At 54.3% G+C, this 15,703-nt stretch carries 13 protein-coding genes; 2 read left to right on the forward strand and 11 right to left on the reverse strand.

Annotation, left to right across the window (positions count from 1 at the left end; translation table 11 throughout):
• The first annotated feature begins 96 nt into the window (after nt 1-96).
• Nucleotides 97-696, forward strand: coding sequence for a CBS domain-containing protein (locus ACQE2I_RS18215; RefSeq protein ID WP_427029422.1), 600 nt, complete (start codon nt 97-99; stop codon nt 694-696).
• A 94-nt stretch (nt 697-790) separates the two neighbouring features.
• Here the strand turns inward: ACQE2I_RS18215 and nhaD are convergent, their stop codons facing one another.
• The 5 genes from nhaD to ACQE2I_RS18240 form a co-directional block, all read right to left on the reverse strand.
• Nucleotides 791-2,257: a sodium:proton antiporter NhaD gene (nhaD, locus tag ACQE2I_RS18220; protein WP_427029423.1), complete on the reverse strand. Its 1,467-nt coding sequence runs from the start codon at nt 2,255-2,257 to the stop codon at nt 791-793.
• Between the two features lie 156 nt (nt 2,258-2,413).
• Entirely contained in the window at nt 2,414-4,240 is a 1,827-nt protein-coding gene (glmS, locus tag ACQE2I_RS18225) for a glutamine--fructose-6-phosphate transaminase (isomerizing) (RefSeq protein WP_427029425.1), read from the reverse strand.
• Nucleotides 4,241-4,379: 139 nt separating this feature from the next.
• A complete protein-coding gene (glmU, locus tag ACQE2I_RS18230; protein ID WP_427029426.1) occupies nt 4,380-5,750 on the reverse strand; it encodes a bifunctional UDP-N-acetylglucosamine diphosphorylase/glucosamine-1-phosphate N-acetyltransferase GlmU in 1,371 nt (456 codons plus the stop codon).
• A 1-nt stretch (nt 5,751) separates the two neighbouring features.
• Nucleotides 5,752-6,831: an FAD:protein FMN transferase gene (locus ACQE2I_RS18235; RefSeq protein WP_427031503.1), complete on the reverse strand. Its 1,080-nt coding sequence runs from the start codon at nt 6,829-6,831 to the stop codon at nt 5,752-5,754.
• Nucleotides 6,832-7,008: 177 nt separating this feature from the next.
• A complete protein-coding gene (locus tag ACQE2I_RS18240; protein WP_427029427.1) occupies nt 7,009-7,809 on the reverse strand; it encodes an undecaprenyl-diphosphate phosphatase in 801 nt (266 codons plus the stop codon).
• Between the two features lie 175 nt (nt 7,810-7,984).
• Between ACQE2I_RS18240 and ACQE2I_RS18245 the strand changes: the two genes are divergently transcribed.
• Nucleotides 7,985-9,178 (forward strand): cation diffusion facilitator family transporter, encoded by a 1,194-nt coding sequence (locus ACQE2I_RS18245; RefSeq protein WP_427029428.1) that lies wholly within the window; start codon nt 7,985-7,987, stop codon nt 9,176-9,178.
• 21 nt (nt 9,179-9,199) lie between these two features.
• On the opposite strand, the gene mgtE is transcribed toward ACQE2I_RS18245, so the two are convergent.
• The 6 genes from mgtE to ACQE2I_RS18275 form a co-directional block, all read right to left on the reverse strand.
• Complete coding sequence (gene mgtE / locus ACQE2I_RS18250) at nt 9,200-10,582, reverse strand: magnesium transporter (protein WP_427029429.1); 1,383 nt, start codon at nt 10,580-10,582, stop codon at nt 9,200-9,202.
• A gap of 158 nt (nt 10,583-10,740) precedes the next feature.
• Nucleotides 10,741-11,169 (reverse strand): F0F1 ATP synthase subunit epsilon, encoded by a 429-nt coding sequence (locus ACQE2I_RS18255; RefSeq protein ID WP_427029430.1) that lies wholly within the window; start codon nt 11,167-11,169, stop codon nt 10,741-10,743.
• Nucleotides 11,170-11,193: 24 nt separating this feature from the next.
• Nucleotides 11,194-12,573, reverse strand: coding sequence for a F0F1 ATP synthase subunit beta (gene atpD / locus ACQE2I_RS18260; RefSeq protein WP_427029431.1), 1,380 nt, complete (start codon nt 12,571-12,573; stop codon nt 11,194-11,196).
• Between the two features lie 74 nt (nt 12,574-12,647).
• A complete protein-coding gene (gene atpG / locus ACQE2I_RS18265; RefSeq protein ID WP_427029432.1) occupies nt 12,648-13,535 on the reverse strand; it encodes a F0F1 ATP synthase subunit gamma in 888 nt (295 codons plus the stop codon).
• Between the two features lie 65 nt (nt 13,536-13,600).
• The gene (gene atpA, locus ACQE2I_RS18270; RefSeq protein ID WP_427029433.1) at nt 13,601-15,145 is read right to left on the reverse strand and encodes a F0F1 ATP synthase subunit alpha; all 1,545 of its coding nucleotides are present in this window, start codon (nt 15,143-15,145) and stop codon (nt 13,601-13,603) included.
• Between the two features lie 16 nt (nt 15,146-15,161).
• Nucleotides 15,162-15,698 carry a F0F1 ATP synthase subunit delta gene (locus ACQE2I_RS18275; protein ID WP_427029434.1) on the reverse strand — a complete coding sequence of 179 codons (537 nt, stop codon included), beginning with the start codon at nt 15,696-15,698 and terminating at the stop codon, nt 15,162-15,164.
• Between the last annotated feature and the right edge of the window lie 5 nt (nt 15,699-15,703).

Here is a 15,703-nt window from a genome sequence, read left to right on the forward strand (position 1 = left end):
TCTCTTAAGGTTGCGATAAGAATTGCGTGCAACTGTGGAGTCACACAGTGAACCAGATAGCCACGGTTCGCCTTTTCTCCACAAGCAGGCCCACCGATGAACCAAGTAACCTTTTCACCGAAGCCATTAGTTCAGTTAAGCTCAACGCCACTACTGGCCATGCCGGCAACCAAGCGACTGCTGCCGACTAGCCCTGCAATGGCCGTGCTTACCGACTTTTCACAGGTAATGCCGCAATCCGTTACAGCCGACACGCCCATCGACGAGGCGCACCTTAAGATGCGCCACGGCGGGGTACGCCTGCTGTTCGTTATGGATAAACAGGCACACTGTATTGGCGTTGTTACCTCAAAAGAGATGATTGGTGCCCGGCGTATTAACCTAGCCATGCAGCAGCGCAATCTCTCTCGTGAAGATATAACGGCTGAAATGATTATGACCTCGTGGCACAAGCTCAGCGCCATGCCCGTTTCACAGCTGGGGTCGCTGACGATTGAAGACCTTGTACTGTCGATGGAAGCCTTTACCGATCAACACCTGTTAATCACCGAGCAAAACGATAACCACGAACTTAGAATTCGTGGCCTCATCTCAGCTAGCGATATACAGAGTGCGGTGGATAAAGACATTAACCCCGTACCTAGAGCAAAGAGTTTTGCGGAAATTTGCCAGGTCGTTACCGGCCACGATCTATAAGGATTGGCGGTTAACGACGTTATTGACCGTCCGCTAAAGAAACGCCCCGCATTGAATAACCAATGCGGGGCGTTTTCAGTTTGCTATGCAGCGCTTAAAACAATGCGCCGTTAATCCATAAATGCGCCGCGATGCTAGCAACGTAGCCCAATAAAATCGCTGGTACCCAGCGCAGATGAACCGCAAAGGTATAAATCCCCCGGGCCTGGCCCATAAGGGCAACCCCAGCAGCGGAGCCCATGGAGAGCAAGCTGCCCCCCACACCGGCGGTTAGGGTAATCAGTAGCCAGTTACCTTCCGACATATCCGGCGCCATGGAAAGCACCGCAAACATCACCGGGATGTTATCGACTACCGCCGAGATAAGCCCCAGCACCACGTTCGCCCACACCGGGTTCCAACTGCCGTAGAGGGTTTCAGAGAGTAGGCTGAGATAACCCATAAATCCGAGCCCGCCCACGCACATCACCACCCCGTAGAAGAACAGCAGCGTGTCCCACTCAGAGCGCGCAATACGACTAAAAATATCAAACGGCACCACGCTACCCAGTTGCTCCAGCTTCTTCCAATCGCCCCGGCGCGAGTAGCGCTCACGCTTACGTTCAAGCGAGCGTGGAAGGCTGCGACGCAGGTAGTAACCAAAGAACTGCAAAAGACCTAAACCAAACATCATGCCCATGGCAGGTGGTAAGTAAAGGATCGAGTGACACAGTACCGAGATCGCCACGGTGATTAAAAACAGCAAAATGATTCGACGGGCGCCGCGCTTAAGCCAGACGTTCTCTTTCAGCGAGGCAGGCTGACGATTGACGATGAAGAAATTCATGATTACTGAAGGCACCATGAAATTAACGATCGCAGGAATCAGCAGCACAAAAAAGCCGCCAAATGGCACTTGGCCCGCCTGCCATACCATTAGCGTAGTAATATCGCCAAACGGACTGAAGGCGCCACCTGCATTGGAGGCGACCACCACATTGACGCAGCAAAGGCCGATAAACTTCTTATCGCCTTCTGCTACTTTAAGCACTACAGCACACATCAGCATGGCGGTGGTCATATTGTTGGCAATAGCTGAAATGCCAAACGCCATGACACCGGTGATCCAGAACAGGCTGCGATAGCTGAAGCCTTTGCGCACCAGCCAAGAGCGCAGCGCATCAAATACTCGCCGCTCTTCCATGGCGTTGATATAGGTCATCGCGACCAGCAAAAACAGCAGCAGCTCAGCGTATTCAAGCAGCGTTTCACGAAAAGCGGTTTCCGCCTCTTCAGGCATCCCAGCTTGTACATAAACCCAGGCCACAAGCGCCCAAATAAGGCCCGCTGCAACCAACACTGGTTTGGATTTCCGCATATGCAGTAGCTCTTCACTCATCACCAACGCATAAGCGAGCACGAAGATCACGACAGAAGAGATACCGGCAAGCGAGAGAGTAAGATCAAGGGGCCCAGCGGCGGCATAAGAGAGGGAAGGAAAGACAAAAAGCGTGCAGGCGAGCAACAGCCAAGCGACCCGGCTAGCGTAATGCCGAGTTGCGAGGACGTTTGGTGGTTTCATAGCAGTATTATCCAGTCAGGAGGGAGAAAGACCGCCATGATCATAAGCACCCTAACGACATGCTGCAACGCAACGGCTGCGCATGAGATGCGACTTATTGCCGCATCTCATGCGCAGTTTTATTGGCTCAACTAAATCTAAAGTCAGACATCTAAATCACTCTACCGTCACACTTTTCGCCAAGTTACGCGGCTGGTCAACATCGGTGCCTTTAAGCACGGCTACGTGGTAACTCAGCAGTTGTAGCGGCAGGGTATAGAGGAGCGGCGCCAGCGCTTCATGCACGTGGGGAAGCGTCAGAACGCGGATATCTTCCTGGGCGTCGATGCCCACGCCTTCATCAGCGAACACAAACAACTGGCCGCCGCGGGCGCGGACTTCCTGCAGGTTGGATTTCAGCTTTTCGAGCAGGTCGTCATTGGGGGCGACCGAAATCACCGGCATTTCGCTGTCCACCAGCGCCAGCGGGCCGTGCTTTAACTCCCCGGCGGGATACGCTTCGGCATGAATATAGGAGATCTCTTTGAGCTTAAGCGCCCCTTCCAGAGCAATTGGGTAGTGGGCACCGCGCCCCAAGAAGAGCGCATGATGTTTTTCAGCGAACGCCTGGGAAAGCGTTTCAATCTGACTATCCAGCGCCAGCACCCGCTGGCATACCTCGGGCAGCGTGCGCAGTGCGGCGATGATATCTGGATATTCGGCTTGCCCTTTTGCTTTACTCACGGAAAGCGTGAGTAGCATGAGCGCCACCAACTGAGTGGTGAAGGCCTTAGTGGAGGCGACGCCAATTTCAGGGCCTGCGCGGGTCATCAGGGTAATGTCCGACTCACGCACTAAGGAGCTGCCGGGCACGTTACAAATTGCCAGCGACCCGACATAGTTGAGTGTTTTCGCAAAACGTAGTGCGGCCAGCGTATCGGCGGTTTCGCCCGACTGGGAGAGGCTGACAAACAGCGTGCCTTCGGGCACGACCGGGTGGCGGTAACGGAACTCAGAGGCCACTTCAACCTGAACCGGTACCCCGGCGTAACGCTCTAGCCAGTAGCGCGCCACCAGCCCGGCGTGGTAGCTGGTGCCGCAGGCGATGATATGCACTTGGCGGGCACGCTGGAAAAGCGCTTGGGCATCGGGGCCAAAGCTCTCCACTAACACGCTTTGAGCACTCAGCCGCCCTTCTAATGCTGCCTCGATCACCTTCGGCTGCTCAAAAATTTCCTTGAGCATGTAGTGGCGGTATTCGCCCTTACTGGCCGCGCCATCGCTGTGTTCAAAGGTATGGATAGGGCGCTCAACGTCGTTACCATGACGATCAACAATGCGAATGGCTCCCTGCTCGCGCAGCTCAACCAAATCGCCCTCTTCAAGGTAAATAAAGCGATCCGTTACCGGTAGCAGCGCCAGCGGATCGGAGGCTAAAAAGGCTTCATCAATGCCCACCCCGATCACCAGCGGGCTACCTTGACGGGCCCCGACAACCACACCGGGGTCGGCAGCACTCATCACGCCCAGCGCGTAGGCGCCGCCTAAACCGTTGACAATCTGCTGAGTGGCCTCAAATACACTAAAGCCGCTAGCCAGCTTTTCAGACAGTAAGTGGGCAATCACTTCGGTGTCGGTTTCAGAGCTAAATTCATAGCCATTACGCTGCAGGCCATCTTTTATATGCTCGTAGTTCTCAATAATGCCGTTGTGGACAACGGCAACCTGATTGCTACTGTGATGCGGATGGGCATTGGCCTCAGAGGGTTTTCCGTGGGTGGCCCAACGGGTATGCGCGATGCCCGAGAAACCCGGTAGCGCGGCATCGTCAAGCTGTGCGGCGAGCGCAGCGACTTTACCCAGCGCTCGGTGGCGAGTTAATACGCCCTCACTGAACACCGTCATACCGGCTGAATCGTAGCCGCGATACTCCAGGCGTTTTAGTCCTTCTAACAGAATTTCTTGGACGTTGCGCTGAGCAACGGCGGCCACAATGCCACACATAATGACTCTCCTGAGTTACTAACGAGTGTTCTTTACTAAGCCTGACTAAGCATTGGCAAAACGGTAAATCGATAGCAGCAAAATATGAATACCGCTTTTTAATAATTTTTAGCACTATTTTAATGGCTATGTTTAAGGGCTATGGCTCTGAGCGTTTGCTGGGCCGCAACCAATCAATTTTTTCTAGCTGGCGACCACGTGTTACCGCCAGGGTGTAGTCGGTGACATCTTTGGCAATCGTGGAGCCTGCCCCGACAGTGGCACCTTTGCCTACCGTTACCGGCGCTACCAAGGAGGTGTTCGAACCGATGAAGGCGTTATCACCAATCTCGGTCACGTGTTTATTAGCCCCGTCGTAGTTGCAGGTTATGGTGCCTGCCCCCACGTTCACGTCACGTCCTAAGCGTGCGTCACCAACGTAGCTTAGGTGATTAATCTTGCTACCTTCGCCCACATCGGCATTTTTGGTTTCGACAAAATTACCCACCTTGGCTTTTACCGCCAGCCGCGTACCAGGACGTAGTCGCGCAAACGGGCCAATCTGGTTAAGACCGGCTGCCACAGTGCTGTCTATCACGCTATGGGTATCTACCACGCTTTCTGCCCCAATGGTGCTATTTTTAATCACGCAGTAAGGGCCTATACGTACGCCTTCGCCTAGCTCAACGTCACCTTCAAACACACAACCCACATCGATAAATACATCGTGACCACAGCTTAAGCGCCCGCGCACATCTAGCCGTGCGGGGTCGGCAAGCGCGACGCCCTGCTCCATCAGTTTATCGGCTAGCTGCTGTTGATAAGCGCGCTCCAGGCGAGCCATTTGCGCTCGATTGTTCACGCCTTCAACCTCAACGGCAGTGGCTGGCTGGGCGGTGCATACCTTAACGCCCTCATCCGCCGCCATGGCAATGACGTCGGTCAGGTAGTACTCGCCCTGGGCGTTCTCAGCAGAAAGCTGTGGTAGCCAGCGCTTAAGCTGGCCGCTGGTCATGGCCATAATGCCGGTATTGCACTCGGTAATGGCAAGCTGCGCGCTGTTGGCATCTTTTTGCTCAACAATCGCTACCGCATCACCAGCGTCGTTGCGCACAATTCGGCCATAGCCCGAGGGGTTATCAAGGGATACCGTCAGCAGCCCCATATGCTGCTCATCCACATGGGATAACAGCTCGCGCAACGATTCGCGCTGTAACAGCGGTACATCGCCGTAAAGGATTGCGACCTTACCGCTTCCCAAGTGCTCAAGCGCTTGAGCCACCGCGTGCCCGGTACCTTTCTGCTCGGCCTGTACGGCAAAGTTTACGCCACTGTCAGCCAGCGCTTCTCGCAGCTGTTCTGCGCCATGGCCAATCACCACATGGGTGCGGTCTGGGCGTAATCCTGAGGCTGTCTCCAGTACATGCTGTACCATCGGCTTGCCCGCCAAGGTGTGCAGTACTTTGGGCGTTTGCGAACGCATGCGCGTCCCTTTACCCGCGGCGAGAATGACAATATCCAGTTCTTGCATGTTATTCACCTGTTACGGGCTGGTTGGTGGGCGTCGGGGCTGACAGTTGTTCAATGCCTAACTCATCAACCAGCGTTTCACCAAAATAATTAACAAATTCAGGGCTCGCAATACTGCGCCACTGCTCGCCTTCGCGTACAAGCAGGAGCGCCTTGAGATTATTCTCAATGGCCATTTGCATAGCCTCTTGCTCACCGACGACCAGCAACGCCGTCGCCCAGGCATCCGCCCAAGCGTTGGAGGGGTGGAAAACAGACGTCGACGCTACTTGATGGGTTACGGGACGCCCCGTACGCGGGTCAATGGTATGGGAGAAACGCTCACCGTCGACTTCAAAATAGTTACGGTAATCACCCGAAGTGGCCACCGAGATACTTTCCAGTGCCGTGCCCGCCAGCGGAATAACATGTTGAGCACGCTGTTGGCCATCCTCGGGTACCTCAATACCAATCCGCCAGGGCGTTTGCGCATCTTCATCACGCAAGCCGCGGGCGATCAGGTCGCCACCCAAATTGACCAAGTAATGCTCCAGGCCTTGCTGGTCTAAATAAGCCGCCACCTGGTCGGTGGCATGGCCTTTAGCGACGGCAGATAGATCAACAAACACATCACGGGTGCGCCGTGCCTGCATGTTTTGCGTATCGACCTCGACCGCATCAAAGCCAACCTGGGCAAGTTGCTCGGCCAAAGCATCATCAGAAGGCACTTCTTCTGGCCGCGCCCCTGGTCCAAAGCTCCACAAATTGACCAGATCACCGACGGTAATATCAAAGGCACCGTGGCTGGCTTCAGCCACCGACTGGCTAATCGCCAACACCTCAATAAGTTCGTTTGAGAGCGGCTGCCACTCTTCTAACGGGGCCTCGTTGAAAGCGATCAGTTCGGCATCATCGCGGTAGGTAGACATCGCTTGATCAACATCTTCCAGCTCTGCCAAAAATCCCTCTTCCAGCTCGCGCGACTCACCCAGAGTCAGCGGATCCATAATGGTCACCTGGTAAAAGGTGCCAAAAATATCTCCCTCAAAGCGTACCGGCGGCTCCAGCGGGCGATCATTTTCTGAACAGCCTGCCACGCCCATCACTAAGCCCAGCAGTGCGCCTACCCTTAACAGCGTACTTCCCCACCTGACCGTATGCTCTGGGCACTTTTTACGATCAAGCTTGTTCTCATTGACTCTGTTCTCATCAACCCTATTCCCGACAGATGTTTGCATCGTTGCTTGCCTTAAAAAAATAAAGCCTTAAAAATTAAGCTCTTAAAAATGAAAGAACCATAGCAGCCAAGCGCCGAACAGCACGCGATAAATAACAAAGGGCTGCATGCCTATTTTTTTGATAATAACCAGGAAGTAGTGGATGCATAAATACGCACTTACTCCCGACAGCAGGGTTCCCACCATCATGGCTACCCAGTCAATCGAATGCGGTTCACGCAGTAGCCCGATGGCTTCTAAACCACCCGCTAAAACAATCACCGGAATCGACAGTAAAAATGAGAATCGGGAGGCACCTTCCCGGCTCATTCCCACCATTAAAGCGGCTGTAATAGTGATCCCCGACCGAGAAGTGCCCGGAATTAGCGCCAGCACCTGGGCACCACCAATAATCAGCACATCCTTTAAGCACAGTTGATATTCGCTACGCGTACCCCGCTTACACCAATCGGCATACCCCAACAATAGACCGAAACTCATTAAACTGAAGCCAATGATCAGCGTAGAGCGCATATAGTGAGAAATAACATCGTGCAGCAGTAAACCAATAATACCCACGGGAACGGTCGCCAGCGTTACCCAAAAAGCCAACCGAGCGTCTTCATTCACCCCTTTGCCACTGACAGCGGCTAAGCTGCTGATCACCATCTGCCAAATTTCCTGGCGGAAATAGATAATGACGGCGGATAGGCTGCCCAGATGCAGGGCAACATCAAACGCCAAGCCTTGGTCTTGCCAGTCTGTCAGCACAGGCACCAAAATCAGGTGAGCAGAGCTTGAAACGGGTAAAAATTCTGAAATTCCCTGAACAACCGCTAACACCACCACCTGGAGCCAATCCATAAAAAAACCCTGTACATAGAAACAATTGGATAGTTTGCAATGGCGCTTAAGGATACACATCCGCTAATTCATTGTCCGCTATTGCTTTTACTGAGAGCAGTCAAGGCTATAGGGGAGCATAAGGAGTGCGCTACAATAGCTGCCTATTAAAAGCGTGCGTCCTTGCAAGGTTCCCATGACTCAGACCATCGAAACGCCAGTGGTTCAAGACCAAGCGCGACTTAGCCAAGAAGCCAAGCGTGTCACCTACATTGGTGCGTGGTTGGATGCTTTGCTCAGCATCGTCAAAGTCACTATTGGTTTTATGGTCGGCTCCGCCGCACTGATCGCCGACGGCATTCACTCTTTATCTGATTTGGTTACCGACGGTTTTGTCCTGGCAGCGATTCACTACGGTCGTCAGGAGCCCGACAAAGACCACCATTACGGGCATGGCCGAATTGAAACCCTCACCACACTGATGCTGGGCAGTGTACTGATCTTTGTGGCAGGCGGTATTGCTTGGTCAAGCCTGGATCGCCTGTTTAGCGGCACCGACGTCAACGCCCCTGGCTTGCTGGCAATTGTAATCACCATTATCGCACTGTTGAGTAAAGAGTGGATTTTTCGCTACACCATGCGGGTTGCCAAGCGGGTAAAATCAAAATTACTCGAAGCCAACGCCTGGCATTCGCGTAGCGATGCGTTATCTACCGCTGTGGTGCTGGTAGCATTGGTGGGCGCGCAATTCGGGTTAGGCTGGCTGGACGCCGTAGCGGCCATCATTGTAGGGTTATTAGTCGGTAAAGTTGGCTTGGATCTGCTGTGGGAATCAGCCCGCGAATTGGTCGATACCGCACTTCCAGTGGATGTGCAGAGCCAGATGCACGACGTGGCCTGCAGCGTGCCCGGCGTGGACAGCGTCCACGACCTGCGCACGCGCCAATCGGCGGGCTGGGTAATGGTCGACCTGCACGTAGTGGTAGGGCCTAAAATTACCGTCTCGGAAGCCCACGAAATTGGTAACGAAGTTAGCCGCCGCCTACGCCATGGATTCCCTGCGCTGACCGACGTGATCTTTCACGTTGACCCGGAAGACGACGCCGGCGCGGGCGATCCAAGCCGCCTACCTGGGCTACCGCTGCGCCCGGAAGTGGAAGCCGCGCTTGATGCGCGCTGGTATAAGCACCCGGTGTGGCGCACGCTGAACGAGCTTCAGCTGCACTATTTAGATGACAAAGTATCCGTTTCGCTGATCATTGATGACGCGGTTAGCCAGCCGCCCCAGTGCCTCGCTAGCCAGCTAAAAGCGCTAGCGAGCGATATCGAGTGGCTTGGCCATGTAGAGGTGCTGTTTATCACCCGCGCCGCCAGCAGTTCGATGCGCTAGGCTTTATACAAAACAGCTGCCTTACATTCCCGTTAAAAATGCTGTGGCGATACTGAAGTAGATCACTACCCCAGACGCATCAATCAGCGTTGTCACCAGCGGTGCTGACGCCGTGGCAGGGTCGACTTTGAAACGCTCGAGTACAAACGGCAGGCACATCCCCAGCAGGCTACCAAACAGCACAATAGTGACCATACTCAAGGCAACCACCATCGCTAGCGCCTCACCGCCGCGCATGATGCCAATCGGCGTTACCGCAATGGCCATCGTAATACCCAACGCCCCCGCCACAAGCAGCTCGCGGCCCAGTAGCTTGCCCCAATCTTTGACGCCTACATCGCCCGTTGCCATACCACGCACCATCAACGTAGCGGCCTGGGCACCGGCGTTACCACCACTACCGATCAATAACGGCAAAAAGAACACCAGGGCAACTTGAGCCGCAATAGTCTCTTCAAAATAGGCAATCCCGGCACCCGAAAACAGGTTAGCAAACACCAGCAGTACCAGCCAAAACACCCGCTTACGGTAAAGACTCCAAAGCTTCACACGGCTAACGCCATCTTCCAGCTGACCGATCGACATCCCTTTGTGGAAATCCTCGGTGGCCTCGGATTCGGCTACGTCCATGGCGTCATCGTGGGTCACAATACCCACCATACGGTCATCGGTATCGATCACCGGCAGGGCTAACAGGTCGTACTTGGCGACAATCCGCGCGACCTCTTCCTGAGCTTTATCGACGCGAGCACTGATAACATCTTTGATCATAATGTCATCGACAATGGCGCCGGGGCGCGCCACCATCAGTTGGCGCAGTGACATGGTACCGATCAGTTGCCCATCGCTATCGAGGATATACAGCTGGTAGACCGTTTCCGCATCCGGGGCGGTTTGGCGAACCCGCATCATCGCTTGCGACACCGTCATGCCACTGGCTATGGATACATAGTCAGAGGTCATAATGGCGCCAGCGGTACCCTCTTCGTAGCTGGCAAGCCGCTTTAGATCTTCCCGCTCGCGGTGGGCCATACGCCGCAGCAGCGCTTCACGACGGTCTTCACTGAGTAGATTAAATAAGTCCGCGCGCTCATCCGAGCCCATCTCTTCCAGCAATTTGAGAACCTGGCTGTCATCCAGTTGCCCGACTACTTCAAGCTGGCTTTCACCGGGTAAATAGCCCAGCACATTGGCGGCACGCTCAGCAGGTAGGATATCCAACAGGGAGAGCGCAGCAGGCAGCGCTTCGTCGTCTTCAATCATCTCTTCGAGCACTTCACCGATATCCGCTGAGCGAGTTTCGGCTAGGCGTAAAGCGAGCACAGACTGACTCGGCACTTCCTTGGCCAACTCGTTGAGCAGTTCGGCTTTTAATTGCTGCAGACTTTCATCATTTAGTGCCATGGCGCTCCCCTTCACGAAACAACGTCGTGCTGCTGCACTTTATTTCACATTCGGCTTAATTCCATATACTGACTGATCATACTGCCAAACAAAAAAACGCCCCTTAAACCCTGAAAACGGGTTTAAGGGGCGTTGGACACACGCTAAGTGCGTGGGTGTTAGCCTTTACCCGCCTTTTTACGCAGCTGCTGAATCGTTCGCAGCTGTGCAACGGCTTCGGCAAGTTCAGCGGCCGCCCGGGTATAATCGAGCTCCGATGATTTGTCATTAAAGGCTTTCAGCGCCTGCTGACGTGCTTCTTCGGCAGCAGCCTCATTGAGGTCGCTGGCACGCGTTGCAGCGTCGGCCAGGATCGTCACCACATCCGGCTGGACTTCCATGAAGCCACCCGAGACAAAGAAGTTCTCTTCCTTGCCGCCATCGTGGATTACACGGATAGGCCCCGGCTGAAGCTCGGTGAGCAGCGGAGCGTGACCCGGCAAAATGCCCAGGTCACCCATCATCCCGGAAGCAATCACCTGCTCAATGGTACCTGAGAAGATCGATGCTTCAGCGCTGACGATATTGCAAGTAAAGCTATTCGCCATAGCGAATCCCCCTAATGGACGGGATTACTTCTTCATCTGGTTGGCTTTCTCGACGGCTTCGTCGATTGAACCGACCATGTAGAAGGCCTGTTCCGGCATTTCGTCGTATTCGCCAGCGAGAATGCCCTGGAAGCCACTGATCGTGTCTTTCAGTGAGACATACTTACCGGGTGAACCGGTAAATACTTCGGCCACGAAGAACGGCTGCGACAAGAAGCGCTGGATTTTACGCGCCCGGGAAACGGCCAGCTTATCTTCATCAGACAGCTCATCCATACCCAGAATGGCGATAATATCCTTTAGCTCTTTATAGCGCTGAAGAACGTTCTGCACACCGCGGGCGGTGGCGTAGTGTTCTTCACCCACCACTAGCGGATCCAACTGGCGCGATGTGGAGTCAAGCGGGTCAATCGCCGGGTAGATACCCAGTTCGGCGATAGAACGCGCCAATACCACGGTGGCGTCCAGGTGCGAGAAGGTGGTCGCCGGCGAGGGGTCGGTCAAGTCATCCGCAGGCACGTAAACGGCCTGTACGGAAGTGATTGAGCCGGTTTTCGTCGAGGTAATACGCTCCTGCAGAACGCCCATCTCTTCAGCCAGTGTCGGCTGATAACCTACCGCTGATGGCATACGACCCAGTAGGGCCGATACTTCGGTACCCGCCAGGGTATAACGGTAGATGTTATCGACGAACAGCAGAACGTCGCGGCCTTCATCACGGAATTTCTCAGCGATGGTCAAGCCAGTCAACGCAACGCGCAAACGGTTACCCGGAGGCTCGTTCATCTGACCATATACCAGCGATACCTTATCGATAACGTTAGATTCGGTCATTTCGTGATAGAAGTCGTTACCCTCACGCGTACGCTCACCCACACCGGCGAATACTGAGTAGCCGCTGTGTTCGGTGGCGATGTTGCGGATAAGCTCCATCATGTTAACGGTTTTACCAACACCGGCACCGCCAAACAGACCCACCTTACCACCCTTGGCAAACGGGCAAACCAGGTCGATAACTTTGATACCAGTTTCCAGCAGCTCGTTAGACGCCGCTTGGTCAGCATAGCCAGGCGCTTTACGGTGGATCGGCATACGCTCTTGCTCACCGATTGGTCCCGCTTCGTCAATCGGCTCACCGAGTACGTTCATAATACGGCCTAGCGTTTCCTTACCTACCGGTACGGAAATCGCGGCACCTGTGCTGGTCGTGTCCATGCCACGCTTCAAGCCCTCAGTGGAGCCCATGGCAATGGTGCGCACCACGCCGTCGCCCAGCTGCTGCTGGACTTCGAGGATCGTCTCTACATCAGAGACCTTTAGCGCGTCGTAGACCTTGGGCACAGAGTCCCGCGGAAACTCTACGTCAATCACCGCGCCGATGATTTGTACGATACGTCCGCTCATCTTGGTTCCTCTCTAAAACCTGCAAATGAAACCTGTCTGCCGGGAGCCCCTAAAATAGATAGGCTCCCTAGGCGTTATACGGCAGCAGCGCCGCCGACGATCTCAGAAATTTCCTGGGTGATGGCGGCCTGACGGGCCTTGTTGTAAACCATCTCCAGATCGTCGATCAGGCCGCCCGCGTTGTCAGTGGCACTTTTCATAGCGATCATTCGGGCGGCTTGTTCACAAGCGCCGTTTTCCACTACCGCCTGATACACCTGCGATTCGATGAAACGAACCAACAGGCTATCGAGCAACGCCTTGGCATCCGGTTCATACAGGTAGTCCCAGCTTCCGGGACGGGCGTTTTCGTTGTCTTGCTCAGCGTCTTCGCCCATATCAGGCGACAGCGGAAGAAGCTGACGAACGACGGGCTGTTGCGTCATGGTGTTGACAAACTCGTTGTGCACCACGTAAAGCCGGTCGAGACGTCCTTCATCGTACGCTTCGAGCATGACCTTGATACTACCGATCAAACCTTCAACGGTGGGGGCTTCGCCCAAACCACTTTTCGCCGCTACCAAATTGCCGCCGTAATTGCGGAAAAAAGTGCTGGCCTTGGCGCCCAGGGCACAAAAATCCTGCTCTGCGCCCTGCTTTTTCCACTCGCTGGCCTGTTTGAGTAAGGCTTTGAAGAGGTTGTGGTTCAAGCCACCGCACAGACCACGGTCTGTGGACACCACAATATAACCAACGCGCTTAACCTCGCTACGCTCGACCATATAGTCGTGCCTGTATTCGGGATTGGCGTTGGCAATGTGGCCGACCACATTACGGATCTGCTTAGCGTAAGGCTGACTGGCTCTCATCAGGTCTTGCGCTTTACGCATTTTCGATGCAGCCACCATTTCCATGGCGCTGGTAATCTTCTGCGTATTTTTAATGCTCCCGATCTGGGTGCGTATCTCTTTTGCAGCTGCCATAGCGATCTACCTTTCGTTCGTGGCTCTCAGAAAGCATGCAAACCCGCCCGCAGGCGGGCCAGACATTACCAGCTCTGAGTCGCCTTGAACTTCTCGAGACCCGACTTCAAGCTGTCTTGAATCTCACCATTGTAGTCGCCAGACTGGTTGATTTTGTCGAGCAAATCACCGTGTTCAGACTTCATGTAGTTGTGCAAGGCACTCTCAAAGTCCAACACTTTGTTCACTTCGACGTCATCCAGGAAGCCTTCGTTGGCGGCATACAGCGACAGCGCCATTTCAGCAATAGACATTGGCGAGTACTGGTTCTGCTTCATCAGCTCGGTGACACGCTGACCGTGCTCAAGCTGCTTACGCGTGGCTTCATCAAGATCAGAGGCAAACTGCGAGAACGCCGCCAGTTCACGGTACTGAGCCAATGCTAAACGTACACTACCGCCCAGCTTCTTGATGATTTTGGTCTGCGCCGAGCCACCCACACGAGAAACCGACAGGCCTGCGTTAATCGCCGGACGAATACCGGAGTTAAACAGGTTGGTTTCCAGGAAGATCTGACCGTCGGTGATCGAAATCACGTTGGTCGGTACGAACGCAGAAACGTCACCACCCTGGGTTTCGATGATCGGCAGCGCGGTCAAAGAACCGGTTTTACCTTTCACTTCGCCGTTGGTGAACTTCTCAACGTAGTCGACGTTAACCCGCGCAGCACGCTCAAGTAGACGCGAGTGGAGATAGAACACGTCACCGGGGTAGGCTTCACGGCCTGGCGGACGACGCAGCAGCAGCGATACCTGACGGTACGCCACGGCCTGCTTGGAAAGATCGTCATACACAATCAGCGCGTTCTCGCCGCGGTCGCGGAAGTATTCGCCCATGGTGCAGCCGGAGTAAGCGGCCAGGAACTGCATGGGTGCCGGATCGGCAGCGCCAGCGGCCACAATGATGGTATGTTCCATCGCGCCATGCTCTTCGAGCTTGCGCACCACGTTGGCAATGGTCGACTGTTTCTGACCAATGGCAACGTAGACACAGGTCACGCCTTTGCCTTTCTGGTTGATGATCGCATCAATGGCAATAGCGGACTTACCAATCTGACGGTCACCGATGATCAGCTCACGCTGACCACGGCCGATCGGTACCATAGAGTCGATAGACTTCAGACCGGTTTGGATCGGCTCATCAACGGATTGACGGGTAATAACGCCCGGCGCCACTTTCTCAACAGCGTCGGTCATTTTAGCGTTGATATCGCCTTTACCATCGATGGGGTTACCCAGCGCATCGACCACACGACCAATCAGCTCAGGGCCTACCGGCACCTCGAGAATACGACCGGTACACTTGGCGGTCATGCCCTCTTCTAGCTGTAGGTAGTCACCCAGCACAACGGCACCTACGGAGTCGCGCTCCAGGTTAAGTACCATGCCAAAGATGCTGTTGGGAAATTCAATCATTTCACCGAACATCGCGTCTTCGAGGCCGTGAATTTTCACGATACCGTCGGAAACAGTGACGATGGTGCCCTGATTATGGGCTTCGGATGCGACGTCAAGCTTTTCAATTCGCTGCTTGATGATGTCGCTGATCTCGGAAGGATTCAGTTGCTGCATGCCATGTCCCTCAGACTCAAGCGGTTAGTGCTTCGGAAAGGCGGTTCAATCGACCACGTACGGAACCGTCAATAACGGTATCCCCAGCACGTAGGATCACACCACCGATAAGCGACTTATCCACCTGAGCAGTAATGGAGATTTCGCGATTCAGGCGTTTTTTAAGCGCTTTTGCTAGTTTGGTCTTCTGAGCAGCCGTTAGCTTATAAGCCGACGTTACGGCTACTTCAACACGCTGCTCGTGTTCGGCACGTAGGTGCTCAAACTGATCAGCGATTGATGTCAGTGCCATCAAACGACCTTGGTCAGCCAGTACAGTTAAAAACCGCTGCAAAGCTTCACCCTGTTGCTCTGGAATCAGCTCAACGAGCAGCGACACTTTGTGGTCGCTGGCTAATTTTGGGCTGTTTAACCGATGGCGAACGTTGTCGTCTGCTACCGCAAAACTTAAAAAACTCAGCGCTTGTGACCAGCTATCAAGCGCCTCATGATCACGCGCGTATTCAAACGCTGCCTTAGCGTAAGGACGAGCGACGGTCAGTAATTCCGCCATGATTC

Origin of the sequence: Halomonas sp. H2, from assembly GCF_050215315.1 — a bacterium.
Lineage (GTDB): Bacteria > Pseudomonadota > Gammaproteobacteria > Pseudomonadales > Halomonadaceae > Vreelandella.

Excerpts from the sequence above, each read along its gene's own strand:
- ACQE2I_RS18215 (WP_427029422.1), top strand. The coding sequence starts at position 97 with ATGAACCAAGTAACCTTTTCACCGAAGCCATTAGTTCAGTTAAGCTCA.
- nhaD (WP_427029423.1), bottom strand. The coding sequence starts at position 2,257 with ATGAAACCACCAAACGTCCTCGCAACTCGGCATTACGCTAGCCGGGTC.
- glmS (WP_427029425.1), bottom strand. The coding sequence starts at position 4,240 with ATGTGTGGCATTGTGGCCGCCGTTGCTCAGCGCAACGTCCAAGAAATT.
- glmU (WP_427029426.1), bottom strand. The coding sequence starts at position 5,750 with ATGCAAGAACTGGATATTGTCATTCTCGCCGCGGGTAAAGGGACGCGC.
- ACQE2I_RS18235 (WP_427031503.1), bottom strand. The coding sequence starts at position 6,831 with ATGGGCGTGGCAGGCTGTTCAGAAAATGATCGCCCGCTGGAGCCGCCG.
- ACQE2I_RS18240 (WP_427029427.1), bottom strand. The coding sequence starts at position 7,809 with ATGGATTGGCTCCAGGTGGTGGTGTTAGCGGTTGTTCAGGGAATTTCA.
- ACQE2I_RS18245 (WP_427029428.1), top strand. The coding sequence starts at position 7,985 with ATGACTCAGACCATCGAAACGCCAGTGGTTCAAGACCAAGCGCGACTT.
- mgtE (WP_427029429.1), bottom strand. The coding sequence starts at position 10,582 with ATGGCACTAAATGATGAAAGTCTGCAGCAATTAAAAGCCGAACTGCTC.
- ACQE2I_RS18255 (WP_427029430.1), bottom strand. The coding sequence starts at position 11,169 with ATGGCGAATAGCTTTACTTGCAATATCGTCAGCGCTGAAGCATCGATC.
- atpD (WP_427029431.1), bottom strand. The coding sequence starts at position 12,573 with ATGAGCGGACGTATCGTACAAATCATCGGCGCGGTGATTGACGTAGAG.
- atpG (WP_427029432.1), bottom strand. The coding sequence starts at position 13,535 with ATGGCAGCTGCAAAAGAGATACGCACCCAGATCGGGAGCATTAAAAAT.
- atpA (WP_427029433.1), bottom strand. The coding sequence starts at position 15,145 with ATGCAGCAACTGAATCCTTCCGAGATCAGCGACATCATCAAGCAGCGA.
- ACQE2I_RS18275 (WP_427029434.1), bottom strand. The coding sequence starts at position 15,698 with ATGGCGGAATTACTGACCGTCGCTCGTCCTTACGCTAAGGCAGCGTTT.